The organism is Pseudomonas brenneri (assembly GCF_007858285.1).
Classification (GTDB): Bacteria; Pseudomonadota; Gammaproteobacteria; order Pseudomonadales; family Pseudomonadaceae; genus Aquipseudomonas; species Aquipseudomonas brenneri.
In genome coordinates this window covers 593631-619032 of record NZ_VFIL01000002.1, presented here as the reverse complement: position 1 = coordinate 619032, position 25402 = coordinate 593631, and the positions used below count along the sequence as shown (strand labels likewise).

At 60.2% G+C, this 25402-nt stretch carries 17 protein-coding genes; 14 read left to right on the top strand and 3 right to left on the bottom strand.

Annotated elements, in window-relative coordinates; genetic code table 11:
- Positions 1 to 62 precede the first annotated feature (62 nt).
- Positions 63 to 1406 (top strand): sensor histidine kinase, encoded by a 1344-nt coding sequence (locus FJD34_RS06095; protein WP_090291818.1) that lies wholly within the window; start codon positions 63 to 65, stop codon positions 1404 to 1406.
- A 40-nt stretch (positions 1407 to 1446) separates the two neighbouring features.
- Positions 1447 to 2796, top strand: a complete 1350-nt coding sequence (locus tag FJD34_RS06090) for a CoA transferase (protein WP_090291820.1) — start codon at positions 1447 to 1449, stop codon at positions 2794 to 2796.
- A 130-nt stretch (positions 2797 to 2926) separates the two neighbouring features.
- Here FJD34_RS06090 and arcD (FJD34_RS06085) read toward each other — a convergent pair whose 3' ends face one another.
- On the bottom strand, positions 2927 to 4354 hold the full coding sequence (arcD, locus tag FJD34_RS06085) for an arginine-ornithine antiporter (RefSeq protein ID WP_090291823.1): 1428 nt from the start codon (positions 4352 to 4354) through the stop codon (positions 2927 to 2929).
- 449 nt (positions 4355 to 4803) lie between these two features.
- Here arcD (FJD34_RS06085) and arcD (FJD34_RS06080) point away from each other — a divergent pair, with 449 nt between their 5' ends.
- The 6 genes from arcD (FJD34_RS06080) to FJD34_RS06055 all read left to right on the top strand — a co-directional run bounded on the left by arcD (FJD34_RS06080) (position 4804) and on the right by FJD34_RS06055 (position 11878).
- Positions 4804 to 6231 carry an arginine-ornithine antiporter gene (gene arcD / locus FJD34_RS06080; RefSeq protein WP_029296320.1) on the top strand — a complete coding sequence of 476 codons (1428 nt, stop codon included), beginning with the start codon at positions 4804 to 4806 and terminating at the stop codon, positions 6229 to 6231.
- Positions 6232 to 6266: 35 nt separating this feature from the next.
- Entirely contained in the window at positions 6267 to 7523 is a 1257-nt protein-coding gene (gene arcA, locus FJD34_RS06075; protein WP_032862523.1) for an arginine deiminase, read from the top strand.
- 69 nt (positions 7524 to 7592) lie between these two features.
- Complete coding sequence (locus tag FJD34_RS06070) at positions 7593 to 8603, top strand: ornithine carbamoyltransferase (protein ID WP_032862522.1); 1011 nt, start codon at positions 7593 to 7595, stop codon at positions 8601 to 8603.
- Positions 8604 to 8792: 189 nt separating this feature from the next.
- The gene (arcC, locus tag FJD34_RS06065; RefSeq protein ID WP_090291825.1) at positions 8793 to 9722 is read left to right on the top strand and encodes a carbamate kinase; all 930 of its coding nucleotides are present in this window, start codon (positions 8793 to 8795) and stop codon (positions 9720 to 9722) included.
- 61 nt (positions 9723 to 9783) lie between these two features.
- Positions 9784 to 10146 carry a DUF5064 family protein gene (locus tag FJD34_RS06060; RefSeq protein ID WP_032862520.1) on the top strand — a complete coding sequence of 121 codons (363 nt, stop codon included), beginning with the start codon at positions 9784 to 9786 and terminating at the stop codon, positions 10144 to 10146.
- A gap of 223 nt (positions 10147 to 10369) precedes the next feature.
- Complete coding sequence (locus FJD34_RS06055; protein WP_032862519.1) at positions 10370 to 11878, top strand: sigma-54-dependent transcriptional regulator; 1509 nt, start codon at positions 10370 to 10372, stop codon at positions 11876 to 11878.
- 9 nt (positions 11879 to 11887) lie between these two features.
- Here the strand turns inward: FJD34_RS06055 and FJD34_RS06050 are convergent, their stop codons facing one another.
- Positions 11888 to 16318, bottom strand: coding sequence for a dermonecrotic toxin domain-containing protein (locus FJD34_RS06050; protein WP_090291828.1), 4431 nt, complete (start codon positions 16316 to 16318; stop codon positions 11888 to 11890).
- A gap of 634 nt (positions 16319 to 16952) precedes the next feature.
- On the opposite strand from FJD34_RS06050, the gene gcvH reads away from it, so the two are divergent.
- From gcvH to FJD34_RS06020, 6 genes are all read left to right on the top strand, one after another.
- Positions 16953 to 17336 (top strand): glycine cleavage system protein GcvH, encoded by a 384-nt coding sequence (gene gcvH, locus FJD34_RS06045; protein WP_065944007.1) that lies wholly within the window; start codon positions 16953 to 16955, stop codon positions 17334 to 17336.
- Positions 17337 to 17346: 10 nt separating this feature from the next.
- Entirely contained in the window at positions 17347 to 20196 is a 2850-nt protein-coding gene (gene gcvP / locus FJD34_RS06040) for an aminomethyl-transferring glycine dehydrogenase (protein WP_090291830.1), read from the top strand.
- A 162-nt stretch (positions 20197 to 20358) separates the two neighbouring features.
- On the top strand, positions 20359 to 21735 hold the full coding sequence (locus FJD34_RS06035; protein ID WP_032862515.1) for an L-serine ammonia-lyase: 1377 nt from the start codon (positions 20359 to 20361) through the stop codon (positions 21733 to 21735).
- A gap of 38 nt (positions 21736 to 21773) precedes the next feature.
- Entirely contained in the window at positions 21774 to 22898 is a 1125-nt protein-coding gene (gene gcvT, locus FJD34_RS06030; RefSeq protein WP_032862514.1) for a glycine cleavage system aminomethyltransferase GcvT, read from the top strand.
- 389 nt (positions 22899 to 23287) lie between these two features.
- Positions 23288 to 23500, top strand: coding sequence for a cold-shock protein (locus tag FJD34_RS06025; RefSeq protein WP_032862513.1), 213 nt, complete (start codon positions 23288 to 23290; stop codon positions 23498 to 23500).
- Between the two features lie 96 nt (positions 23501 to 23596).
- Entirely contained in the window at positions 23597 to 24085 is a 489-nt protein-coding gene (locus FJD34_RS06020; RefSeq protein WP_032862512.1) for an RDD family protein, read from the top strand.
- A 131-nt stretch (positions 24086 to 24216) separates the two neighbouring features.
- Here the strand turns inward: FJD34_RS06020 and nadA are convergent, their stop codons facing one another.
- The gene (gene nadA, locus FJD34_RS06015) at positions 24217 to 25275 is read right to left on the bottom strand and encodes a quinolinate synthase NadA (RefSeq protein WP_065944006.1); all 1059 of its coding nucleotides are present in this window, start codon (positions 25273 to 25275) and stop codon (positions 24217 to 24219) included.
- Positions 25276 to 25402 lie beyond the last annotated feature (127 nt).

Sequence of the window (25402 nt, the reverse complement as noted above, 5' to 3'; positions counted from 1 at the left end):
CGTTAGCTACCTCCCAGCCCAGTGGCCCGCGCCACTGGGCTTTTCCTGTTTGAGGGTTTCCTGTGCGTTCACTCTTCTGGCGCATCCTTGCCAGTTTCTGGCTGGCCATCGCCCTGGTTGCCGGGCTGTCGATCCTGCTTGGGCATATGCTCAACCAGGACGCCTGGATTCTCAGCCGTCACCCAGGCCTCAATAACCTGGCCGAAGAATGGACCCGGGTCTATGAAACCCAAGGCGAGGACGCCGCCCAGGACTTGCTGCAACAACGCAGGCGCCAGTACCACGTCGATGTACAGGTGCTCAACGAAAGCGGTGACCCGGTGGTGCGCGGCACCTTCCCGCGCCGCTCCGCTGCCTTCGAAGCCCGCCAACATGACAGCCATGACAGCCGCCTGCCCTGGCGGCGCCTGACGGCCGAGTACACCAGTGAACGAACCGGCGACACCTACCTGCTGATCTACCGCATCGCCTTGCCGGAACTGGACGCCTGGCACCGCAGCAGCCTGCTCTGGCCCTTTAGTGCGCTGGCGATCGCGCTGGTGGTACTGACCCTGTTCAGCCTGCTGGTGACCCTGTCGATCACCCGCCCCCTCAGCCGCCTGCGCGGCGCGGTCCACGATCTGGGCCAGACCACGTACCAGCAAAACAGCCTGGCGCGCCTGGCCAACCGGCGCGATGAATTTGGGGTGCTGGCCACCGACTTCAACCGCATGGGCGCGCGTCTGCAAAGCCTGATCGGCAGCCAGCGCCAATTGCTGCGCGATGTATCCCACGAACTGCGCTCGCCCCTGGCGCGCCTGCGGATCGCCCTGGCCCTGGCCGAACGGGCCACCCCTGAGGCGCGGGAAAAACTCTGGCCGCGCCTGACCCTCGAATGCGATCGCCTGGAGGCCTTGATCAGCGAGATTCTGGTGCTGGCCCGCGTCGATGCCGACAACGCCAGCCCTGAAGACGTTGACCTCAACCCGCTGCTCAATACCCTGCAAAAAGATGCCCAGCTCAGCGCACCGGAACAACTCGTGCAGTTGCATGCCGACCCCGTGCTGACACTCAAAGGCTGGCCGCACATGCTCGAACGTGCGCTGGACAACCTGTTGCGCAATGCCCAGCGCTTCAACCCGCCTACCCAGCCGATTGAAATACAGGCCCGCAGCATAGCCGAACAGATTGTGATCAGTGTGCGCGACCATGGCCCCGGCGCCGATGCCGAACACTTGAAGCAATTGGGCGAGCCGTTTTACCGCGCCCCCGGGCAAACGACCCCCGGCCATGGCCTGGGCCTGGCGATTGCGCGGCGGGCCGCCGAACGTCACGGCGGTAGCCTGACCCTGGCCAACCACCCCGACGGCGGATTCATCGCCACTCTGGAATTGCCACTGACGCCTGGGGTTGCAGCACTCCCCTGAAGATCTTCTATGATGGCCCTTCTTGTAAGGAGGGCCGTTGATGACTGATCTGCTCACATCCATCGAGGTTGCACTCGATCTGCCACCCACCGCGCTGACCATCACCGAGGCCGGCGCCCTGCCTTCAACCTTCGCTGTCACTGAACTGGCCTGTGCCAGTATCGGTGCGGCGGGCCAGGCCGTCGCCCGGCTGCTGGAGCAACAGACCGGACGCCTGCCCACTGTCAGCGTGGACCGGCGCCTGGCCTCATTCTGGTTCTCCAGCTCACTGCGTCCGCTCGGTTGGAGCGTACCGCCGCTATGGGACCCGATTGCCGGCGACTACGCCTGCGCCGACGGCTGGATTCGCCTGCACACCAACGCCCCCCATCATCGCGCGGCCGCCGAACGCGTGCTGGGCCACGTCGCGGATCGAGCGGCGATGGCGCTCAAGGTAGCCCCCTGGAACGCGGCCAAGCTGGAACACGCGATTGTCGATGAAGGTGGTTGCGCCGCGCAGATGCGCGCATGGCCGGACTGGCAGGCCCACCCCCAGGGGTTGGCGGTCAACCAGGAGCCCCTGGTTGCACGCCAGCACTTCGAGGCAGCCAGCAACATCCCCTGGCGCGGCAGCGTGGCGCGCCCGTTGGCGGGGATCAAGGTGCTGGACCTGACCCGCGTGCTGGCCGGCCCCGTGGCCAGTCGCTTTCTCGCCGGTCTTGGCGCCAACGTATTGCGTATCGACGCCCCCACCTGGAACGAACCCGGGGTCGTGCCGGAAATGACCCTGGGCAAGCGCTGCGCGCGCCTTGACCTTAAGACCTCCAACGACCGGCAATTATTCGAGCACTTGCTCAAGGATGCCGACATTCTGTTCCACGGCTACCGGGCCGATGCCCTGGAGCAGTTGGGTTACAACACCGCCGCACTGCAGCAGATTGCCCCCGGCCTGATCGACGTCAGCCTGAACGCCTACGGCTGGAGCGGCCCATGGCGCAATCGCCGAGGCTTCGACAGCCTGGTGCAGATGAGCAGCGGGATTGCCCACGCCGGCATGCAGTGGAAACAGGCGAACAAACCCGTGCCGCTGCCAGTGCAGGCGCTGGATCATGCAACCGGCTACCTGATGGCCGCCAGTGCCATACAGGCGTTGGCCGAACGCCTGCGCAGTGGGCGTGGCGGTTCGTCACGTCTGTCGCTGGCGCGCACGGCGAAGCTGTTGATCGAGTCGGGAAACCGTGTGGAACAACCCGCGTTGCGTGAAGAAGATCCGAGCGATCAAGGCCTGGTGGTGGAACAGACGGCCTGGGGCCCGGCTCATCGGCTGCTGGCGCCGCTGACAATTACGGGGACACCGCTGCAGTGGGATTTGCCGGCAGGGGAACTGGGCGCGCATCGGGCCCAGTGGTGACCTTGCGATTGTCATCGCGGGCAAGCCCGCTCCTACAATTGACCGCGTGCAGTTCAAACAACTCGGTCAAATGTGGGAGCGGGCTTGCTCGCGATGAGGCCCGCCCAGTCGCAACAAGCAGCGAGCATTTTCACAAGCTCAGCACGCCACTGTACAACCCATACGCCGCCAGGCTCGCCCCGGCGATCACACAGCTGAAAATGCCTTTTTCCAACAAGGTAAACAGGGGCTGGCCCTGCTCGTGCTTGGCCTGGGCAAACAGGATCACCCCCGGCGCATACAACAGCGCCGACAGCAGCAGGTATTTCAGGCCACCGGCATACAGCAGCCACACCGCATAACCCAGTGCAATCACCCCAATCAGCAGGTCCTTGAGGCGCGCGCGGTGGGCATTTTCATAGGTTTCACCACGCCCGCACAGCAGCACGGCATAGGCCGCCGACCACAAATACGGAACCAGGATCATCGACGACGCCAGGTAGATCAGCGTGGTGTAGGTACTGGCGGAAAACAGGGTGATCACCAGGAAAATCTGGATCATCACATTGGTCAACCACAGGGCATTGACCGGCACACGGTTGGCATTTTCCTTTTTCAGGAAGGCCGGCATGGTCTTGTCGTGGGCGGTGGCGTAGAGAATTTCGGCACACAACAAGGCCCATGACAGCAACGCACCGAGCAACGACACGGCCAGGCCGATGCTGATCAACATCGCGCCCCAGGGGCCGACAATATGCTCCAGCACGCCCGCCAGGGACGGGTTCTGCAAGTTGGCCAACTCCGGCTGGCTCATGATCCCCAGGGACAACACGTTGACCAGCACCAGCAGCGCCAGCACCCCGATAAAACCGATCACCGTGGCGCGCCCCACGTCCGAACGTTTCTCCGCCCGGGCCGAGTACACACTGGCGCCTTCGATACCGATAAACACAAACACGGTGACCAGCATCATGTTGCGCACCTGGTCCATCACCCCACCGAACTCCGGGTTGCCCAGGCCCCAGATATCGCGGGTGAAAATATCCGCCTTGAACGCCACGGCGGCGATGACGATAAACATCAGCAGCGGCACGATCTTCGCCACGGTGGTGACCTGATTGATAAACGCCGCCTCCTTGATGCCGCGCAGCACCAGAAAATGCACAGCCCACAGCAGCAACGAGGCGCAGCCAATGGCCACCGGCGTATTGCCCTGGCCAAACACCGGAAAAAAATAGCCGAGGGTGCTGAACAGCAACACGAAATAGCCGACGTTGCCCATCCAGGCACTGATCCAGTAACCCCATGCCGAAGAAAACCCCATGTAGTCGCCAAACCCGGCCTTGGCATAGGCGTACACCCCTGAATCCAGGTTGGGTTTACGGTTGGCCAGGGTCTGGAACACAAAGGCCAGGGTCAGCATGCCGATGGCGGTGATGCCCCAACCGATCAGGATCGCCCCCACCTCTGCCCGTGCGGCAATGTTTTGCGGCAACGAGAAGATCCCGCCGCCAATCATCGAGCCCACCACCAGCGCAATCAGGGCGCCGAGTCGAAGCTTTTGTGCCGGTTGCGACATAGAAACCCCTGCAAATCAAACCGTCATTGAGCCAACAACTGTGCACTCGGATAATTTATCTAACGTATTCAGCGTTTATTAGCTATAGCGAATAAAGCGGATCGCCTCATAACTTAATGGCATGTCAGTTAATAGAGTTTAGGCCTATTTAGAATTTAAATATGACTTGTCTTCCCATCACATGGCGTATTTGGCAAAGCCTATTGAAAAAGTTTGCACATCTGGGAATACGGGCTAGCGTCAACCCTTCATGCCCTACATAAAAATGATTAACCGTAACGGATAGAGGCTCTGGAACGCACTTATCCGAACAATTATACGCCTGTAACAACTCAACCATAAGTCATTAATTCGCAATGGAATGTGCCAATGAAGTGATCTGAGTCAGCTGTTTGAATAGCGCACAGTTTTATTCTGTGGTCTCTCTTCTCCTGCATTGGAGTCACGCAATGTCTGAATCTCCCGGAAAACTTCGATTAGGCGCCCTTGTTGCTCTTGTTGTGGGCTCAATGATTGGCGGCGGGATCTTCTCGTTGCCGCAAAACATGGCCGCCAGCGCCGATGTCGGTGCGGTATTGATTGGTTGGGTTATTACTGCCGTGGGGATGTTGACCCTGGCCTTTGTATTCCAGACCCTGGCCAACCGCAAACCTGACCTGGACGGCGGTGTATACGCCTACGCCAAGGCCGGTTTTGGCGACTACATGGGTTTCTCGTCGGCCTGGGGCTACTGGATCAGCGCCTGGCTGGGCAACGTCGGTTACTTCGTGCTGCTGTTCAGCACCCTCGGTTACTTCTTCCCCATCTTCGGCGAAGGCAACACCCCGGCGGCGGTGATTGGCGCGTCGGTGCTGTTGTGGGCCGTGCATTTCCTGGTCCTGCGCGGGATCAAGGAAGCAGCGTTCATCAACCTGGTGACCACGGTCGCCAAGGTCGTGCCGCTGGTGCTGTTTGTGTTGATCGCACTGTTCGCGTTCAAGCTGGACATTTTCACCGCTGATATCTGGGGCGTGAAAAACCCCGACCTGGGCAGCGTGATGAACCAGGTGCGCAATATGATGCTGGTCACCGTCTGGGTGTTCATCGGCATCGAAGGCGCGAGCATCTTCTCGTCCCGTGCCGAAAAACGTTCGGACGTGGGCAAGGCCACTGTCATCGGCTTTATCACCGTGCTGCTGTTCCTGATGCTGGTGAACGTGCTGTCCCTGGGCATCATGACTCAACCGGAACTGGCCAAGCTGCAGAACCCATCGATGGCCGCAGTGCTGGAACATGTGGTCGGCCACTGGGGCGCGGTACTGATCAGCGTCGGCTTGATCATCTCGCTGCTGGGGGCGCTGCTGTCATGGGTGCTGCTGTGCGCCGAGATCATGTTCGCCGCCGCCAAAGACCACACCATGCCGGAGTTCCTGCGTAAGGAAAACGCCAACCATGTGCCGGTCAACGCCCTGTGGCTGACCAATGCGATGGTGCAGATCTTCCTGGTGATCACGCTGTTTTCCGCCAGTACCTACCTGTCGCTGATCTACCTCGCCACCTCGATGATCCTGGTGCCGTACCTGTGGTCGGCGGCCTACGCGCTGTTGCTGGCGGTACGCGGCGAGACCTACGAGGCGGCCCTGGCCGAGCGCAAGAAAGACCTGTTCATCGGCGCCATCGCCCTGATCTACGCGGTCTGGCTGCTGTATGCCGGTGGCACCAAGTACCTGCTGTTGTCCGCCCTGCTCTACGCCCCTGGCGCGATCCTGTTCGCCAAGGCCAAGCGTGAACTGGGCAAACCGATTTTCACCAACGTCGAGAAGCTGATTTTCGCCGCAGTGGTCATTGGCGCCCTGGTGGCGGCCTATGGGCTCTACGACGGCTTCCTGACCCTGTAACACCCTCACTGTTTATGTTCACTGGAGGATCTGTAATGACCACGGAAAAAGTTAAGTACGGCGTACATTCCGAAGCCGGCAAACTGCGCAAAGTCATGGTGTGTTCCCCAGGTTTGGCCCACCAGCGGCTGACCCCCAATAACTGCGACGAGCTGTTGTTCGATGACGTGCTCTGGGTTGCCCAGGCCAAGCGGGACCATTTCGACTTCGTCACCAAGATGCGTGAGCGGGACATCGATGTGCTGGAAATGCACAACCTGCTGACTGACATTGTCGCCATCCCCGAAGCGCTGGACTGGATCCTGGAGCGCAAGATCACCGCCAACACCGTTGGTCTGGGCCTGGTCGATGAAGTCGGCTCGTGGCTGCGCAGCCTGGAGCCACGCAAGATCGCCGAGTTCCTGATCGGTGGCGTATCGGCCGATGACCTGCCAAGCAGCTTCGGTGGCAAGACCATCGAGATGTTCCGCGACTTCCTCGGCCACTCAAGCTTCATCCTGCCGCCGCTGCCCAACACCCAGTTCACCCGTGACACCACGTGCTGGATCTACGGCGGCGTGACGCTCAACCCGATGTACTGGCCGGCGCGACGTCAGGAAACCCTGCTGACCACCGCCATCTATAAATTCCACCCTGAGTTCACCAACGCCGATTTCCAGATCTGGTACGGCGACCCTGACCTGGAACACGGGGCCTCCACGCTGGAAGGCGGCGACGTGATGCCGATTGGCAACGGTGTGGTCTTGATCGGCATGGGCGAACGCACGTCCCACCAGGCCATCGGCCAACTGGCGCGCAACCTGTTCAAGAACAAAGCGGTGGAACGGGTGATCGTTGCCGGCCTGCCGAAATCCCGCGCGGCGATGCACCTGGACACCGTGTTCAGTTTCTGCGACCGCGACCTGGTAACCATCTTCCCTGAAGTGGTCAACCAGATCGTTGCCTTCACTTTGCGCCCTGACGAAAGCAAGCCCCACGGCATCGATATCCAACGCGAGAAAACCAACTTCCTCGACACCGTGGCCGCCGCCCTTGGCCTCAAGGCCCTGCGTGTAGTGGAAACCGGCGGCAACAGCTTCGCCGCCGAACGCGAGCAGTGGGACGACGGCAACAACGTGGTGGCCGTGGAGCCTGGCGTGGTGATCGGCTACGACCGCAACACCTACACCAACACCCTGCTGCGCAAGGCCGGCGTGGAAGTGATCACCATCAGCGCCGGTGAGCTCGGCCGCGGCCGTGGCGGTGGCCACTGCATGACCTGCCCGATCATCCGCGACCCTATCGACTACTAAACGACCATCTACCCGGCGGCGCTTACCGAGTGCCGACCGGGCCGATTACCGAATCCAAGGAGAATCATCATGGCGTTCAACATCCACAACCGTAACCTGCTGAGTCTGGAACACCACACCCCGCGCGAACTGCGCTACCTGCTGGACCTGTCCCGCGACCTCAAGCGCGCCAAGTACACCGGCACCGAGCAGCAGCACCTCAAAGGCAACAACATCGCGCTGATCTTCGAGAAAACCTCGACCCGCACCCGATGTGCCTTCGAAGTGGCGGCCTATGACCAGGGCGCCAACGTCACCTACATCGACCCGAACTCGTCGCAGATCGGCCACAAAGAAAGCATGAAGGACACCGCCCGCGTACTCGGGCGCATGTACGACGCCATCGAGTACCGTGGCTTCAAGCAGGAAATCGTCGAAGAACTGGCAAAGTTCGCCGGCGTGCCCGTGTTCAACGGCCTGACCGACGAATACCACCCAACCCAGATGATCGCCGACGTGCTGACCATGCGTGAACACGCCGACAAGCCGATCCACGACATCAGCTACGCCTACCTGGGCGACGCGCGCAACAACATGGGCAACTCGCTGCTGCTGGTCGGTGCCAAGCTGGGCATGGACGTGCGCATCTGCGCGCCAAAAGCCCTGTGGCCACACGATGACCTGGTGGGTCGCTGCAAAAAATACGCAGAAGAAAGCGGCGCACGCATCACCCTCACCGAAGACCCGAAAGCGGCGGTCAAGGGCGTGGACTTCATCCACACCGACGTTTGGGTGTCCATGGGCGAGCCAGTAGAAGCCTGGGCCGAGCGCATCGAGCAACTGCTGCCATACCAGGTCAACAGCCAGCTGATGAAAGCCACCGGCAACCCACGCACCAAGTTCATGCACTGCCTGCCGGCGTTCCATAACAGCGATACCAAGATCGGCAAGCAGATTGCCGAGCAGTATCCGCACCTGGCCAACGGCATCGAAGTGACCGACGACGTGTTCGAGTCCCCGGCCTGCATCGCCTTCGAGCAAGCGGAAAACCGCATGCACACCATCAAGGCGATCCTGGTGTCGACGTTGGCTGATTTGTAATCCAACGCAGCTCCCACTGACTCAGTGGGAGCGAGCTTTATGTGGGAGCTGGCTTGCCTGCGATGGCATCACCTCAATATGTCTGGCAGACCGAGGTGACTGCATCGCGGGCAAGCCCGGCTCCTACATAAAGCCGGCTCCCACACTTGGTCCAGTGTTCACAAGGCAGAATTCTAGAAGGATTGCATTATGCGTATCGTCGTTGCACTGGGCGGTAACGCCCTGCTCCGCCGTGGTGAACCCATGACTGCGGACAACCAACGCGCCAATATCCGGATCGCCACCGAACAGATTGCCAAGATCCATCCGGGCAACGAGTTGGTGATCGCTCACGGCAATGGCCCGCAAGTCGGCCTGCTGTCGCTGCAAGCCGCCGCCTACACCCAGGTTTCACCGTATCCGCTGGACGTGCTGGGCGCCGAAACCGAAGGCATGATCGGCTATATCATCGAACAGGAACTGGGCAACCTGCTGGACTTTGAGGTGCCGTTCGCCACGCTGCTGACCCAGGTGGAAGTGGACGCCAAGGACCCGGCTTTCCAGAACCCGACCAAGCCGATCGGCCCGGTCTACTCCAAGGCCGAAGCGGAAAAACTGGCGGCCGAAAAAGGCTGGGCGATTGCTCCCGACGGCGACAAATACCGCCGGGTGGTGGCCAGCCCGAGTCCCAAACGCATCTTTGAGATTCGCCCGATCAAGTGGCTGCTGGAAAAAAGCAGCATCGTGATTTGCGCCGGTGGCGGCGGGATCCCGACCATGTATGGCGAAGATGGCAAGCTCAAGGGCATTGAGGCGGTGATCGATAAAGACCTGTGCTCGTCGCTGCTGGCCTCGCAACTGGAAGCCGACTTGCTGGTGATCGCCACTGACGTGAATGCAGCGTTTATTGACTTTGGCAAGCCAACGCAAAAAGCCATCGGCCAGGCGCACCCGGACGAAATGGAAAAACTCGGCTTCGCCGCCGGCTCCATGGGTCCCAAGGTCCAGGCCGCCTGTGAGTTCGCCCGCCAGACTGGCAAAACCGCAGTGATCGGTTCACTCTCGGACATCGAAGCGATTGTCCAGGGCACCGCCGGCACTCGTATCAGCACGGCAAAGCCTGGTATCACCTACTTATAACGACACACCGGGCGGCGCTTGCTGCCGCCCTTCTCCAATGCCTTGTAAAGGAGAGACGCCTATGGCCATTTTTGAACCCGGTCACTTGCATATCGAACGCCATGCGCTGAACAAAGACGATGTCAGCTACGACCTGTGCCTCGACTACGAGGTCGTCACGGATGCACGCGAAGGGAAAGGCATGCAGTTCACGCTGCATGGCAACATTCAGGGTAAAGACATGAAGGAAACGTTCTTCCTGCCCAAGGATCAGGCTTACAACTTTGCCAGCAACGTGACCAAGATTGCCGAAAAGTACGGAATCCCCAAGACACACAGCAGCATCGGCTCGCAACACAAGCATTACGATCTGATGTTCGCGGATGTCAGGCAGCAGTTGGGCATGAAATCGGGTGACCCGGTCAAACCCGAACACCTGGAATAACCCCGGCCCCAGCAACGCCACACACCCAATGTGGGAGCGGCGGTGCGACGATTCGACTTGCTCGCGAATGCAGAGTGTCAGTCACTGAATATGTAGCTGATACACCACATTCGCGAGCAAGCCCGCTCCCACATTTTGATCAGTGTCATCTGTCAGATTTCACCTCGGCCCTGCTCCAAGGCATACTGGCCGCCTCTCGCTCCCCAGAACTGTCAGCAGCCCCATGCGTATCCACGTCAGCTTCATCGACCGCGTCGGCATTACCCAGGAAGTCCTGGCCTTGCTCGGTGGGCGCAATCTCAACCTGGATGCGGTGGAGATGGTGCCGCCCAACGTCTATATAGACGCCCCGACCCTCAGCGCCGAAGTACTGGAAGAATTGCGCGACGCGTTGTTCAGCGTCCACGGCGTGCAAGCGGTGACGGTGGTCGACATCCTTCCAGGCCAACGCCGCCACCTGCAACTCGACGCCCTGCTGGCGGCCATGACCGATCCGGTGCTGGCCCTGGACAGCGCCGGCAAGGTGTTGCTGGCCAACCCGGCACTGATTACCCTCTATGGTCGCGAACCCGCAGGGGAAAGCATCGCCGAACTATTTGACAGCCCAACGCTGCTGGACTCCCTGCTCGAACACGGCTTTCGCCTGCCCCTGCGGGAGATCAGCGTCAACGGCCAGACCCTGCTGCTGGACGCCACGCCGATTACCGATGCTGGCGCGCTGTTGACCTTGTATCAACCCAACCGCATCGGCGAACGGTTGTCGGCGCTGCACCATGACCATGCCGAAGGTTTCGATGCATTGCTGGGCGAGTCCCCGGCGATCCGCACCCTCAAGACCCGTGCACTACGGGTGGCGGCCCTCGATGCCCCGCTGTTGATCCAGGGCGAGACCGGCACCGGCAAGGAACTGGTGGCCCGCGCGTGCCATGCCATCAGTGCGCGCCACAGCTCGCCCTTCCTGGCGCTGAACTGTGCGGCCCTGCCGGAAAACCTCGCCGAGAGCGAGTTGTTCGGCTACGCCCCCGGCGCCTTTACCGGCGCCCAGCGCGGCGGCAAGCCGGGATTGATGGAGCTGGCCAACCAGGGCACCGTGTTCCTCGATGAGATTGGCGAGATGTCGCCGTACCTGCAGGCCAAGCTGCTGCGCTTTCTCAACGACGGCAGCTTTCGCCGGGTCGGAGGCGACCGTGAGATCAAGGTCAACGTACGCATCCTCAGTGCTACCCACCGCGACCTGGAGAAAATGGTCAGCGAAGGCACCTTCCGTGAAGACCTGTTCTACCGCCTCAACGTGCTGAATGTCGAAGTCCCGCCCCTGCGCGAGCGCGACCAGGACATCCTGCTGCTGGCCCGCTACTTCATGCAGCAGGCCTGCGCGCAGATCCAGCGCCCGGTCTGCCGCCTGGCACCGGGCACCTACCCGGCGCTGCTGGGCAACCGCTGGCCGGGTAACGTGCGCCAGTTGCAGAACGTGATCTTCCGCGCCGCCGCCATTTGCGAAAGCAACCTGGTGGACATTGGCGACCTGGATATCGCCGGCACCTCGGTCGCCCGCCAGAGCGACGGAGAAGTCGATAGCCTGGAGCAGGCGGTGGAGGATTTTGAGCGTTCGTTGCTGGAAAAACTGTATGCCAGCTACCCATCGACGCGACAACTGGCCAGCCGCTTGCAGACCTCCCATACCGCCATCGCCCATCGGCTACGCAAGTACGGGATTCCCGGTAAAAATTGAGCATGATGCTTACCAGAATACCCGCCGCCCGCGCTGTACCATTACGCCCCTGGTGCTGAAAAACAGGCGCTGGGCCATGGCCGGGCTGATCCGCGAATAGTAGATCGCGATCACATCGGCGTCAGTCTTTTCACCAAGGCTGCGATAACTCATAAAACGCTGTTCGGGCCGCTTCAGATGGCCAGCGCTGTAGCCTGCATTGGGTGTCGTCCGTGCCCGATAATGAAAATGCGCATACGCCAAAACCTTGCCCTGCCTGTCCTTGATCACATACTCCTGTAGAAAATCATCCAGCCGCTTGAGCTGCACACGGTCTTTTACCAGCACAATTTCAACTTCATTCTGCTGCTTGAGATAGGCAATGCCTTCTTCGTCAGGGGGCAGGTGCTTGACCATCTCGATACGTATCAGCCGCCCCTGCTCCACAAGGCGGCTGGAGGCCTGAGCCAGCTCATCGAGCAAAGGAATGGAAACAACTGCTGACGTGCCCTTGTCTTTTTCCGGCTCGCGGGCCAGCGCCTTGCGGATTTTCTGTGCAACGCCTTTCATGGCCTCGGCCTGGCGTGCCAGGCGGGCCTCGACGCTGTCGGGCATGCTGGAGATGTGGGTCTCATTGCGGGCCTGCTCAACCACCAGCGGCTCTCTGTCAAGCAGCCTGCGTGCATCGCCCTTGAGCTTTTCCAGCGAGCGTACCGGTCGCGACACAGACGCAGCCGCTTCGGTAACCGGCTCAAAGTCATCTGAGCTTGGGCTGCGACGAAAGCTCGCCTGTACGCTCTTATCGATTGGACTGAGGATATCAACGATCTCATCCTCCGATTCAGGCGTGCGGGCCCTTACTTGCCCGAGTTGGTAGCGCTTTTTGCGATCGAGGAACAAACGCTTGTCGGCGCTGGGTACCGACACAGGTTGGGCCGCAGGGCGCGCCTCCTGTTCGCGAAGCAGCATCGACAAGGACTGTTCTGCTTCCCGGCCCAACTCTTTGAGCAGATGCCCCAATTGTTCGATAACACGCTTGTCAACCAACTCCACGGCCATATCGCCGTATTCCCGAATCCCTGCCTGGGACCTTCGATACTCCCTGGCAATCGCTTCATACCCAGTGATTCGCTGCTCCATACTCAACAAGTCGGGCTCGCGCAGGGTTTTCTGCGACTGGATCGATTGGATCGCCTCACCGAACAATTCATGGAGCTGATCGAAATCCTCATACTCTCCAGAGGATGGCAACCGACGCAACATCGCGCCATACAACGCCTTTAACTGCATGGACTTCCAGTCCAGAGGCGTGCCCGTCTCTGGCGCGGCCATTAACAGGGCATGCGGCTCATACCCGGGCACGCCCATCAATCGCTCATGGGCATTCTGCTCCAGAGTGCTCAAGTCGATCAGTTGAGCGTTGTACTCTGCGATCGTCAGCGCGGATTGAACAACAATACGATGAGCTGCCTGGGCAATCGCTTCGTCGCCGCCATCCATTTGTGCCTCCAACTCGCTCAAACGCTCATCGGAAAGAATCACCCCCGCACGGGTGTTGATCACCACGGTCATCTGGTCGCGCAAGTTCTCAACGATGGCCTCCAACTGCTTCATCTTCTCTCGCTCGAAGCCACTCACCGGTTTGTGGGTGTTTTTTGCAGTCAACGCATTAATCCTGTCGAGTTGCAGCCGGTATTCCTCTTCCAGCACCCTCAAATAGTCGGTGCTGCTGTCATGCCGTTGTTGATCCGTGAACGCATCAGAGTCCGAAGCATGCACCTCTCTGTAGCGTTTCTGGGTCGCCCGCACCCGTTCCAAAACTTCATCCAGCCGAGCCGTTGCGCCACTGTAGTCACGCTCCAGTCGCAGGTTTTCATTCTGGATGCGTATACGCCGTTCTGCCGCCGTGACTTTTTTGGGCTGCCCACCGAGCAATTGCAGGCCCAGGTCAACTTTCCAGACACCTTTCGAGTCCTGCCTGAGCCATGGGCCTGAACGTTCGTTGTGACTCAAGTCGACGATCCGCCAGCGACCGCCAACGGGCTTGACGCCATACAGCTTGCTGTCTATCAGCGTGTAGTCCTGATGGTTGCCATGCACCACCACTCGACCGCGTATGGGGCTGTCTGTCGAGATCACCGTAGGGTTTGCCGGCCATGTTTCCCCTGGCCCCGGCGCCCATTGGAAGGTTTCGAGCTGTGCTCGCTGGGTCGAATTGGGCCTGAGCCGTGAAGTGGCCCAAGAGAAGTCCATGGCCGTGATATCTGCCATTGAACGCTGCCAGGCAAATGCTGCCACGGGTTGATGAATATGAGGCCCGCCTGTGAACGCCACACGCCCACCCCTGCCCCCTGTGATCGGCCAGGTCTCGCGCAAACGCAAACGCTCATCCAGGGGAACGACATGGCTCAATAGCAGGCCAGCCGAACTGCCGATCAGCTCGATCAGCGCACTGGCAGAGTCCTCCTGGCTGGCCCCGGGCGGCAACGCCAGCAGCGTGCGAAAACTGTCAAACATCTGAGACAGCCAGCCTGCCACCGCTACCGGCCCCCTGAGCATCGGCAGCAGGACGTTGAATACTTGCCAGAGATCATTCTTGAACAAGCTCCAGCGCAGTGCCTCGTTGGAGACCGCCTGCTTCTTGGCAAGCTGCCACAGGCTGGTCGCGCTTTCATCGAATACTGCCTCAAGAAACACCCCCGGCACCTGCTCATCACTGAGCAGCGCCGCACCGGAAACAGGCAGTGTGCTGTACTCATCCCCTTGCAGGAAACGCTGGACATGGGGGTGCAAAAAACCACCCCGGGCAAACACTGCCTGGTCGTTTTCGCTCATGCGCTCAAGCACGACGGCCTGTAAATCGCTGCCCATACGGGCCACCTCATCGAGCAAGGCCTGGCGACTGGCAAACTGCTGAAGCATCGCCTCGTGCTGATCCGGCCGATAAAGAATATGCGGCAGGTCACTGTTATCACGTGGGCCGATGACAAACAGATTGCGGGCTTTATGGGCAACGCCACCGGCATGGGTCAAAAACGCCAGCGGCCGGGCGACAATCACCTGAGTATCAAGCCGCCCCTCGTCCTGCAGTATCGCTTGCACGACTGACACCCCAGACTGGGTGAAACCATTGCGTTGACGAAGGCTGTTCTCCAGCGCATGCAGAGGCAGTTGGATCGCCATCTGATCGACAAACAGCCGCCGCCGCCGCGCAGACTCTACCGGGTCCGACAGCAACAGACGGTTGAGAAGCGCCGGGTAATGCTTGCCGACATCGACGGTTTCAATCAATTGCTTGAGATAAGCCGGCTTGATCCACCAATCAGGTACATACCCCGGCTGCGCCTGGTTGCTGATTTGCACGCGGGCATAGGCAGAGGCGAAGGGGTTTTCCAGCGCCCACTCGGTCAAGGTCCTGGTGGCGCGCTGCGTCCAGCCGACGGTGCCACCTTGAGTGCGCTCGAATGTCAGCAGGTAATCGTCCGGATTGATGATCACCTCCTGCGGGTGATCCAGGCGCATCTGGCGTTGCAGCGCCTTGCGGGCGTACACATCAATCGGTTCAAGCCCGTCCAGAAACGAAGCCCCCGCGGTGCATTGCTGCAGGTGCGCCAGGCGCGCAAGCCATTGACCATAGGCTTGGCGATCAGCGCCGCCGGCAGTCTGCAACCAGATCGGCAATTGCTCTTCATGGGGTTGCTGGACGTAATCGGGGTTAAACCAGGCCAGGGGCGAGGTCAGTTTGATCAATAGCCTTTCATAGCTGCCAACAGTGGCCAACACAGACCAGTCGATCCGCCTCACGCTTCTGAGTTGTCGTTCCAATAAACTCTGGGCCAGGGCATCGAATACGTCGGTATGGGGTTCCTTGAGCACCCAACTGAGCGGTAGGCCTGGGGTGTATGTGCTCATGTAACGAGGCAACAGGCTGCCCAACTGGTCCAGCGTGTCGAGTTTGAGCAGCGCCATCACCGGCAGGTAGACCAGGCTTACCAGGCCCTCATTGAGCTGGCGCTGCAAGACCAGCAGCGGGAGCCATTCACCCGGCAGCCCTGCCTGTGCGGCATATACCTGATAAATCCGCAGTGGGTTCGGTGCGCCCAGTGCCTGCCGATCCTCCTGGTAAGCCCAGAGCACCTGCACATCGCTCCCCTCGCCAAGCAACATCTTGCGCTCCTGCAAACTGAGCGGCGGATTTTGTCGAGCCGTGAGCAGGCAGGCACGCAATTGCTTGCTCACGGCCTCCCAGCGACTGTGCGAGGCTTGTCCCTCGATCCGGGCATTCCAGTACGCCACCAGCCGCACGCAAAAACCCTCCAGCAGCTGCGGGGCAAGGGCGTTAAGCATGCGTTCTACATCTTCGACAGAAATAGCTGCGCCCACCGGTTGGAAACCCTCTGCGGGCAGTTGGCGCAGCAGTTGATGATGACCTGATGTGTAGTTCAGCAAGGTGGCGCTCATGCACCGCGCGATCAATGCGTCACTTAAGGTCGTAAGCTGTCCGTAAGCCACACTGCCGGTTTTCGTTCGCTGTATGACCCCAATCCAACTGTTGTCGGCCTGCAGACTAGAACCTGCAAACGTGTCGGTTATCCACTCCTGGATCATGGACTGCGCCACCTGAGTCAACGTCAGACGTTGCGCAAACACTTTGGAAAGGTAATTGCGGGAGGCTTGTGCCTGCGAAATCTCCCGAAGTGTTCCTGTTGGATTACTCATGTAAAGCGTCCTGATCGATAGAAACCGACAGGGTGAGCCGCCTTCTGGTGCCTTGTGCGGTAGATAGATCACCTGCCAGGGCATCTCTAGCCATGGCCACTCGTACTGAAATCGCTACAGTGGAATGATTTCAATACGGGCGCAGTGAGCCTTCACCATGCAAGGCTTTGATCCACATAGGCTTTTTTTACGCCACCAAAGCGTATCGATTTCGCTACAACGGATAACGGCAACCCTCCGACCATAAACGCCAACCAATTGATTTTAAACGATAAAAATTATTGGCCGCATTCTTGCTATGGCTTTACCCATCCAGCTCGGCAGACACGAGCATTCAATCCCGTCCACCAGACGATTCTGGCCCTGAGGAGTTTCCATGAGCGAATTGCGTTTTACTGAAGATCACGAATGGCTGCGCGCCGAAGCCGACGGTAGCGTCACCGTGGGTATCACCGCATTCGCGCAAAACGCGCTGGGTGATGTGGTTTTCGTACAACTGCCTGAGCTGCAGGCCTACGACAAGGGCGCTGAAGCGTCCACCGTGGAGTCGGTAAAAGCTGCCAGTGGCGTGTACATGCCGTTGGACGGTGACGTCCTGGAAGTGAACCCCGCGCTGGAAGACAGCCCGGAGCTGGTCAACGAAGACCCGATGGGCGCAGGCTGGTTCTTCCGCTTTAAACCGGCTGACGCTGACGCAGTGGCTAAGCTGTTGGATCAGGATGCGTACGACCGCCTGATCAAAGCCAACGCTGAAGCTTGAGGAGCGCGCCATGACTGTTAATTTGAGCACCGCCAACGAATTTATCGCCCGTCACATCGGCCCGCGCCAGGACGATGAGCAGCAGATGCTCGCGACCCTGGGCTTCGATTCCCTCGAAGCCTTGAGCGCCAGCGTGATCCCGGAAAGCATCAAGGGCACTGCGGTACTGGGCCTGAGCGACGGCTTGAGCGAAGCGGATGCCCTGGCCAAGATCAAGGCCATCGCCGGCAAGAATCAACTGTTCAAGACCTATATCGGCCAGGGCTACTACAACTGCCACACGCCATCGCCGATCCTGCGCAACCTCCTGGAAAACCCGGCCTGGTACACCGCCTACACCCCGTACCAGCCAGAAATCTCCCAGGGCCGCCTGGAAGCGCTGCTCAATTTCCAGACCCTGATCAGCGACCTCACCGGCCTGCCAATCGCCAACGCATCCTTGCTCGACGAAGCCACCGCCGCCGCCGAAGCCATGACCTTCTGCAAGCGCCTGAGCAAGAACAAGAGCAGCAATGCTTTCTTCGCCTCGATCCACAGCCACCCGCAAACCCTCGACGTGCTGCGCACCCGTGCCGAGCCACTGGGTATCGATGTGGTGGTGGGCGATGAACGCAAACTGACCGACGTCAGCCCGTTCTTTGGCGCCCTGCTGCAATACCCGGCCAGCAACGGTGATGTCTTTGACTACCGCGAACTGACCGAGCGCTTCCATGCCGCCAATGCCCTGGTGGCCGTGGCCGCCGACCTGCTGGCCCTGACCCTGCTGACCCCACCGGGTGAGTTCGGTGCCGACGTGGCCATTGGCAGTGCCCAACGCTTCGGCGTACCGCTGGGCTTTGGTGGCCCGCATGCGGCGTACTTCTCCACCAAGGATGCGTTCAAGCGCGATATGCCGGGCCGTCTGGTCGGTGTATCGGTGGACCGTTTCGGCAAGCCGGCCCTGCGCCTGGCCATGCAGACCCGCGAGCAGCATATCCGCCGCGAGAAGGCCACCAGCAACATCTGCACCGCCCAAGTGCTGCTGGCCAACATCGCCAGCATGTACGCCGTGTACCACGGCCCTAAAGGCTTGACCCAGATCGCCCAGCGCGTGCACCAGTTGACCGCGATCCTGGCCAACGGCCTGACTACCTTGGGTCTTAAGGTCGAGCAGGAAAACTTCTTCGACACCCTCACCCTCAACACCGGCGCCAACACCGTAGCCCTGCACGACAAGGCCCGCGCCGTGCGCATTAACCTGCGTGTTGTGGATACCGATCGCCTGGGCCTGTCGGTGGACGAAACCACTACCCAAGCCGACATTGAAACCCTGTGGAGCGTGTTTGCCAGCGGTAAAGCCCTGCCGGACTTCGCCGCCCTAGCCGCCAGCGTCGACAGCACCCTGCCCGCCGCACTGCTGCGCCAGTCGCCAATCCTCAGCCACCCGGTGTTCAACCGTTATCACTCGGAAACCGAGCTGATGCGCTACCTGCGCAAGCTGGCCGACAAGGACCTGGCACTGGATCGCACCATGATCCCGCTGGGCTCGTGCACCATGAAGCTCAACGCCGCCAGCGAAATGATCCCGGTGACCTGGGCCGAGTTCGGCGCCCTGCACCCGTTCGCCCCGGCGGAACAAAGCGCCGGCTACCTGCAACTGACCAGCGAGCTGGAAGCCATGCTCTGCGCGGCCACCGGCTACGACGCGATCTCCCTGCAACCGAACGCCGGTTCCCAGGGTGAGTACGCAGGCCTCCTGGCGATACGTGCCTATCACCAGAGCCGTGGCGAAGAACGTCGCGACATCTGCCTGATCCCATCGTCGGCCCACGGTACCAACCCGGCCACCGCCAACATGGCCGGCATGCGCGTGGTCGTCACCGCGTGCGATGCCCGTGGCAACGTGGACATCGAAGACCTGCGGGCCAAGGCCATCGAGCACCGCGAACACCTCGCCGCGCTGATGATCACTTACCCATCGACCCACGGCGTGTTCGAGGAAGGCATCCGCGAAATCTGCGGGATCATCCACGACAACGGCGGCCAGGTGTACATCGACGGCGCCAACATGAACGCCATGGTCGGCCTGTGCGCACCGGGCAAGTTCGGCGGCGACGTGTCCCACCTGAACCTGCACAAGACCTTCTGCATCCCCCACGGTGGTGGTGGCCCGGGTGTTGGCCCGATTGGCGTCAAGTCGCACCTCACGCCGTTCCTGCCCGGCCATGCGGCCATGGAGCGCAAGGAAGGCGCGGTGTGCGCGGCGCCATTCGGCAGCGCGAGCATTTTGCCGATCACCTGGATGTACATCAGCATGATGGGCGGCGCGGGCCTCAAGCGCGCGTCGCAGTTGGCGATCCTCAATGCCAACTACATTTCCCGTCGCCTGGAAGAGCACTACCCCGTGCTGTACACCGGCAGCAACGGCCTGGTGGCACACGAATGCATCCTCGACCTGCGCCCGCTCAAGGACAGCAGCGGCATTAGCGTGGATGACGTGGCCAAGCGCCTGATCGACTTTGGGTTCCATGCGCCGACCATGTCGTTCCCGGTCGCCGGCACCTTGATGATCGAGCCGACCGAAAGCGAATCCAAGGAGGAACTGGACCGTTTCTGCGACGCCATGATCGCGATCCGTGAAGAAATACGCGCAGTGGAAAACGGCACGTTGGACAAGGACGACAACCCACTGAAGAACGCACCGCACACGGCAGCTGAAATCGTCGGCGAATGGAGCCACCCGTACAGCCGCGAACAGGCGGTGCACCCAGTAGCGTCGTTGATCGAAGGCAAGTACTGGCCGCCGGTTGGCCGGGTCGACAACGTGTTTGGCGATCGCAACCTGGTGTGCGCGTGCCCGTCGATCGAGAGCTACGCATAACCTGAGGAGGTACTCGATCAAAAAATGTGGGAGCGGGCTTGCTCGCGAATGCGGTGGTTCAGTCACCTAATGTATCAACTGACAGACCGCTTTCACGAGCAAGCCCGCTCCCACAGTTTCACCGAGTACACCTGACACATAATAAGAAACCGGAGAACAACCATGTCTTTAAGCGTGTTCGACCTGTTCAAGATTGGCATCGGTCCCTCAAGCTCTCACACCGTTGGCCCGATGCGTGCCGCAGCCCGATTCGCCGAGGGCCTCAAGCGTGACGACCTGCTGCACACCACCACCTGCGTCAAGGTGGAGCTCTATGGCTCACTCGGCGCCACCGGCAAAGGCCACGGCAGCGACAAGGCTGTGTTGCTGGGCCTGGAGGGCGAACACCCGGACACCGTCGACACCGAAACCGTGCCCACGCGCCTGCAACAGATTCGCGCGGATGCACGTTTGAACCTGCTCGGAGAACACAGCATTGCGTTCAACGAGAAAGAACATCTGGCGATGATTCGCAAACCCCTGGCCTTTCACCCCAACGGTATGATCTTCCGCGCCTTTGACGCCGCCGGCCTGCAGATTCGCAGCCGCGAGTACTACTCGGTGGGCGGCGGCTTTGTGGTGGATGAAGATGCCGCCGGGGCTGACCGGATTGTCGAAGACGCCACGCCCCTGACTTTCCCGTTCAAAAGTGCCAAGGACTTGCTCGGGCATTGCGCTACCTACGGCCTGTCCATCAGCCAGGTGATGCTGACCAACGAAAGCGCCTGGCGCCCGGAAGCCGAGACCCGCAGCGGCCTGCTGAAGATCTGGCAGGTGATGCAAGATTGCGTAGGTGCAGGCTGTCGCAACGAAGGGATTTTGCCGGGGGGCTTGAAGGTCAAGCGCCGCGCTGCTGCGCTGCATCGCCAACTGTGCAAGAACCCGGAATCCGCCCTACGCGATCCTCTATCGGTGCTGGACTGGGTCAACCTGTATGCCCTGGCGGTCAATGAAGAAAACGCCAACGGCGGGCGCGTAGTCACGGCACCTACCAATGGTGCAGCCGGGATCGTCCCGGCAGTGCTGCACTACTACATGCGTTTTATCCCCGGGGCCAATGAAGACGGCGTGGTGCGTTTCCTACTCACCGCCGCGGCCATCGGCATCCTCTACAAAGAAAATGCCTCGATCTCCGGGGCTGAGGTCGGTTGCCAGGGTGAAGTCGGCGTGGCCTGCTCCATGGCCGCCGGAGCCTTGTGCGAAGTGCTGGGCGGTACGGTTTCCCAGGTGGAGAACGCCGCCGAGATCGGTATGGAACATAACCTCGGCCTGACCTGCGACCCGATTGGCGGCTTGGTGCAGGTGCCCTGCATCGAGCGCAACGCCATGGGCTCGGTGAAGGCAATCAATGCGGTGCGCATGGCCTTGCGCGGTGATGGGCAGCACTTCGTGTCCCTCGACAAGGTGATCCGCACCATGCGCCAGACCGGCGCCGACATGAAAAGCAAATACAAGGAAACCGCCCGTGGCGGTTTGGCCGTCAACATTATCGAGTGCTGACGCTTATAACGCGCCAGCACGTTTTTCAGGAGCTGAATATGTCCACCGAAACCCTGTTGAAAACCCCGCTGCATGCCCTGCACCTCGAACTGGGTGCGCGCATGGTGCCGTTCGCCGGCTATGACATGCCGGTGCAATACCCGCTGGGCGTGATGAAGGAACACCTGCACACCCGTGACCAGGCCGGGTTGTTCGATGTGTCGCACATGGGCCAGATCCGCCTGACCGGGGCCAATGCCGCCAAGGCCCTGGAAACCCTGGTGCCGGTGGATATCATCGACCTGCCCGTGGGCATGCAGCGCTACGCCATGTTCACCAACGAACAGGGCGGCATCCTCGATGACTTGATGGTTGCCAACCTGGGTAACGACGAACTGTTCCTGGTGGTCAACGCCGCCTGCAAGGATCAGGACCTGGCCCACCTGCGCCAGCATATCGGCGAGCTATGCCAGATCGAACCGCTGTTTGAGGAACGTGCCCTGCTGGCCCTGCAAGGCCCGGCAGCGGTGAAGGTCTTGGCGCGCCTGGCCCCGGAAGTCATCAAGATGACCTTTATGCAGTTCGCGCCCCTGCGCCTGCTGGGGGTGGAATGCTATGTCAGCCGTTCCGGCTATACCGGCGAAGACGGTTTCGAAATCTCGGTGCCCGCGGCCAGTGCCGAAAGCCTGGCCCGCAGCCTGCTGGCCGAAACCGAAGTCGAAGCCATTGGCCTGGGCGCCCGCGACTCCCTGCGCCTGGAAGCCGGCCTGTGCCTCTATGGCCACGATATGAACACCGAGACCACACCGATTGAGGCCAGTCTGTTGTGGGCCATTTCCAAGGTCCGCCGCGCTGATGGCGCGCGTGCCGGCGGTTTCCCGGGCGCCGATCGGATCTTCACCCAGCAGCAGACCGGTGTCAGCCGCAAGCGCGTTGGTCTGCTGCCACAGGAACGCACGCCGGTACGCGAAGGTGCAGAGATTGTCGATGAGCACGACACCGTGATCGGCACCGTCTGCAGCGGTGGCTTTGGCCCAAGCCTTGGCGGCCCGCTCGCCATGGGCTACCTCGACATGGCCTTTACCGCGCTGGATAGCGAAGTCTCTGCGTTGGTGCGTGGGAAAAAGGTGCCACTTCGTGTAAGTAAAATGCCATTCGTGCCACAACGTTACTATCGTGGCTGATTGATTGTTCCTATAAGTAACGCGGTTGTGTTCACTTGCACTAATGTGTAACACAACCGCCATAAAACAGTGCACTGACGATAGTCAATGTTATGTCGATTAACCTATAACAAGTGACTCACACTATCGAATAAGACACTTCGGCAATAGTGACCGAATTGTCATCATGACCAGTAAATACAGGGCTTTTAGAGGGCTTGTTTTTTCTGCCTTAGTTGTCGTAGAGTTTGCCCACTGTGTTTGCATGGGTCGCTTTGAACCTGGACCTGGGCAGTAGCCAAAGTTAGCTACAACCCGTTCGATGTCTCTTACTTTCCTGCAACCCAGCCCAGTACTCTTTCGTGTGAAAGGGACTGTCATCAATTTTTAGCGTCAAAGGAAAGAAGAAAATGGCTGAACGTCAGAGCGGTACCGTCAAGTGGTTTAACGACGAGAAAGGTTTTGGTTTTATCACCCCTGAAAGCGGTCCGGATCTGTTCGTGCACTTCCGCGCTATCCAGGGCAACGGCTTCAAGACCCTGAAAGAAGGCCAGAAAGTGACCTTCCTCGCAGTGCAAGGCCAGAAAGGCATGCAGGCTGACGAAGTACAAGCAGAAGGCTGATCCCTACTGCGACAAAAAGCCCCTGATGCTGACATCAGGGGCTTTTTTGTATGCGTTTGACCGTAAAATGGCTTTTTTCCTCCAGAGAGCCGAGCCATGTCGAAACACCTGCTGAGCCCCCAAGGCGAATTCCCCGCCGTTGGCCTGGGCCGTCGTCTGGCAGCGATGTTCTATGACTTCCTGTTGTGTACCGCCCTGTTGATCGTCACCGCCTTGCTCTACAAGCTGGTGTGGATCGCCTTTGTGGGGGAGGCGAAGATGCGCACGCTCTCGGAGTCCGGGGCCCTGGACGGTGATCCGTTGTTGTCGACGATTCTGTTTTTTGTGCTGTTTGGCTTCTTCGCCAAGTTCTGGACCCATTCCGGGCAGACCCTGGGCATGCAGGTATGGGGCGTGCGCGTGCAGAACACGGATGGCTCACGTATCAGCCTGTGGCAGGCGCTGTTGCGTTTTGTGGTGTCGATTGCGTCGTGGTTGTGTGCGGGGCTGGGGTTTATCTGGTCGCTGGTGGACAAGAAAAAACGCGCCTGGCATGACATCTATTCGGACACGCAATTGGTGCGGATCCCGAAGAAAAAGAAATAGCGCCCAAACGATGCAAATCAAATGTGGGAGCTGGCTTGCCTGCGATGCAGGCGCCTCGGTGTATCAGTCAGACCGAGGTGATGCTATCGCAGGCAAGCCAGCTCCTACAGTTTGATCGTGGCAGGCATGGATCAGGCGTTGCCGGCCAACTTCAGACGGGCCGCCTGGGTAAAGTCCAGCATGCGCTTGAGCGGGCGTACCGCATGGGGAATCAGCGAAGGCTCGACGAAGATCTCGTTGCTGCCTTCACGCAGGCATTGCAGCGTGCGCTCCAGGGTATTCATCGCCATCCACGGGCAGTGCGCGCAACTGCGGCATGCCGCGCCGTTACCGGCGGTTGGCGCCTCGACAAAGACCTTGTCCGGGCACAGCTGCTGCATCTTGTAGAAAATGCCGCGGTCAGTGGCGACGATGAACGTCTTGTTCGGCAAACGCTGCGCCGCCGCAATCAACTGGCTGGTGGAGCCCACGGCATCGGCCAACTCGATCACCGAGGTCGGTGATTCCGGGTGCACCAGGATCGCTGCATCCGGGTACAACGCCTTCATGTCTTCCAATTGCTTGGACTTGAACTCTTCGTGGACGATGCAGGCACCGTCCCACAGCAGCATGTCGGCCCCGGTCTGACGCTGGATATAGGTACCCAGGTGCTTGTCCGGGCCCCAGATGATGGTTTCGCCGTTATCCATCAGGCTTTCGACGATTTCCAGGGCGCAACTGGAAGTCACCACCCAATCCGCGCGCGCTTTGACCGCCGCCGAAGTGTTGGCGTAGACCACCACGGTGCGCTCCGGATGCTGGTCGCAGAACGCCGAAAACTCTTCCACCGGGCAACCCAGGTCCAGGGAGCACGTGGCTTCCAGGGTTGGCATCAGGATACGTTTTTCGGGGGTGAGGATTTTCGCCGTCTCGCCCATGAAGCGCACACCGGCGACCAGCACGGTCTTGGCCGGGTGTGCGGCGCCGAAGCGGGCCATTTCCAGGGAGTCGGAAACACAGCCACCGGTTTCTTCGGCCAGGGCCTGAATCACCGGGTCGCAGTAGAAATGCGCCACCAGCACCGCATCTTGAGCCTTGAGCTCGGCAGCGATGGCAGAACGTAAGCTTGCCTCTTCCTCGGCACTGAGCACCTTGGGTTGCTTGGCATCGAGGTGGGCTTGGACCAGAAGGCGTTCGGAAATTTGCGTCATGTTCGCAAGACCTGCAGGCGCAGTTGCGCGAAAGTCGAGTATACCACCGGCTCTGGAGCCCTTCGGGCGCCGCCGGACGAAGTGATTGTGTTCATCAAGCACGGGTGAAGCTGCGCAAGGCTACAGA

Bases quoted from the DNA above. Each gene is read 5' to 3' on its own strand.
- FJD34_RS06090 (WP_090291820.1), top strand. From the start codon at position 1,447: ATGACTGATCTGCTCACATCCATCGAGGTTGCACTCGATCTGCCACCC.
- arcD (WP_090291823.1), bottom strand. From the start codon at position 4,354: ATGTCGCAACCGGCACAAAAGCTTCGACTCGGCGCCCTGATTGCGCTG.
- FJD34_RS06060 (WP_032862520.1), top strand. From the start codon at position 9,784: ATGGCCATTTTTGAACCCGGTCACTTGCATATCGAACGCCATGCGCTG.
- arcC (WP_090291825.1), top strand. From the start codon at position 8,793: ATGCGTATCGTCGTTGCACTGGGCGGTAACGCCCTGCTCCGCCGTGGT.
- FJD34_RS06070 (WP_032862522.1), top strand. From the start codon at position 7,593: ATGGCGTTCAACATCCACAACCGTAACCTGCTGAGTCTGGAACACCAC.
- gcvH (WP_065944007.1), top strand. From the start codon at position 16,953: ATGAGCGAATTGCGTTTTACTGAAGATCACGAATGGCTGCGCGCCGAA.
- nadA (WP_065944006.1), bottom strand. From the start codon at position 25,275: ATGACGCAAATTTCCGAACGCCTTCTGGTCCAAGCCCACCTCGATGCC.
- FJD34_RS06055 (WP_032862519.1), top strand. From the start codon at position 10,370: ATGCGTATCCACGTCAGCTTCATCGACCGCGTCGGCATTACCCAGGAA.
- arcA (WP_032862523.1), top strand. From the start codon at position 6,267: ATGACCACGGAAAAAGTTAAGTACGGCGTACATTCCGAAGCCGGCAAA.
- arcD (WP_029296320.1), top strand. From the start codon at position 4,804: ATGTCTGAATCTCCCGGAAAACTTCGATTAGGCGCCCTTGTTGCTCTT.
- FJD34_RS06020 (WP_032862512.1), top strand. From the start codon at position 23,597: ATGTCGAAACACCTGCTGAGCCCCCAAGGCGAATTCCCCGCCGTTGGC.
- FJD34_RS06035 (WP_032862515.1), top strand. From the start codon at position 20,359: ATGTCTTTAAGCGTGTTCGACCTGTTCAAGATTGGCATCGGTCCCTCA.
- gcvP (WP_090291830.1), top strand. From the start codon at position 17,347: ATGACTGTTAATTTGAGCACCGCCAACGAATTTATCGCCCGTCACATC.
- FJD34_RS06025 (WP_032862513.1), top strand. From the start codon at position 23,288: ATGGCTGAACGTCAGAGCGGTACCGTCAAGTGGTTTAACGACGAGAAA.
- gcvT (WP_032862514.1), top strand. From the start codon at position 21,774: ATGTCCACCGAAACCCTGTTGAAAACCCCGCTGCATGCCCTGCACCTC.
- FJD34_RS06050 (WP_090291828.1), bottom strand. From the start codon at position 16,318: ATGAGCGCCACCTTGCTGAACTACACATCAGGTCATCATCAACTGCTG.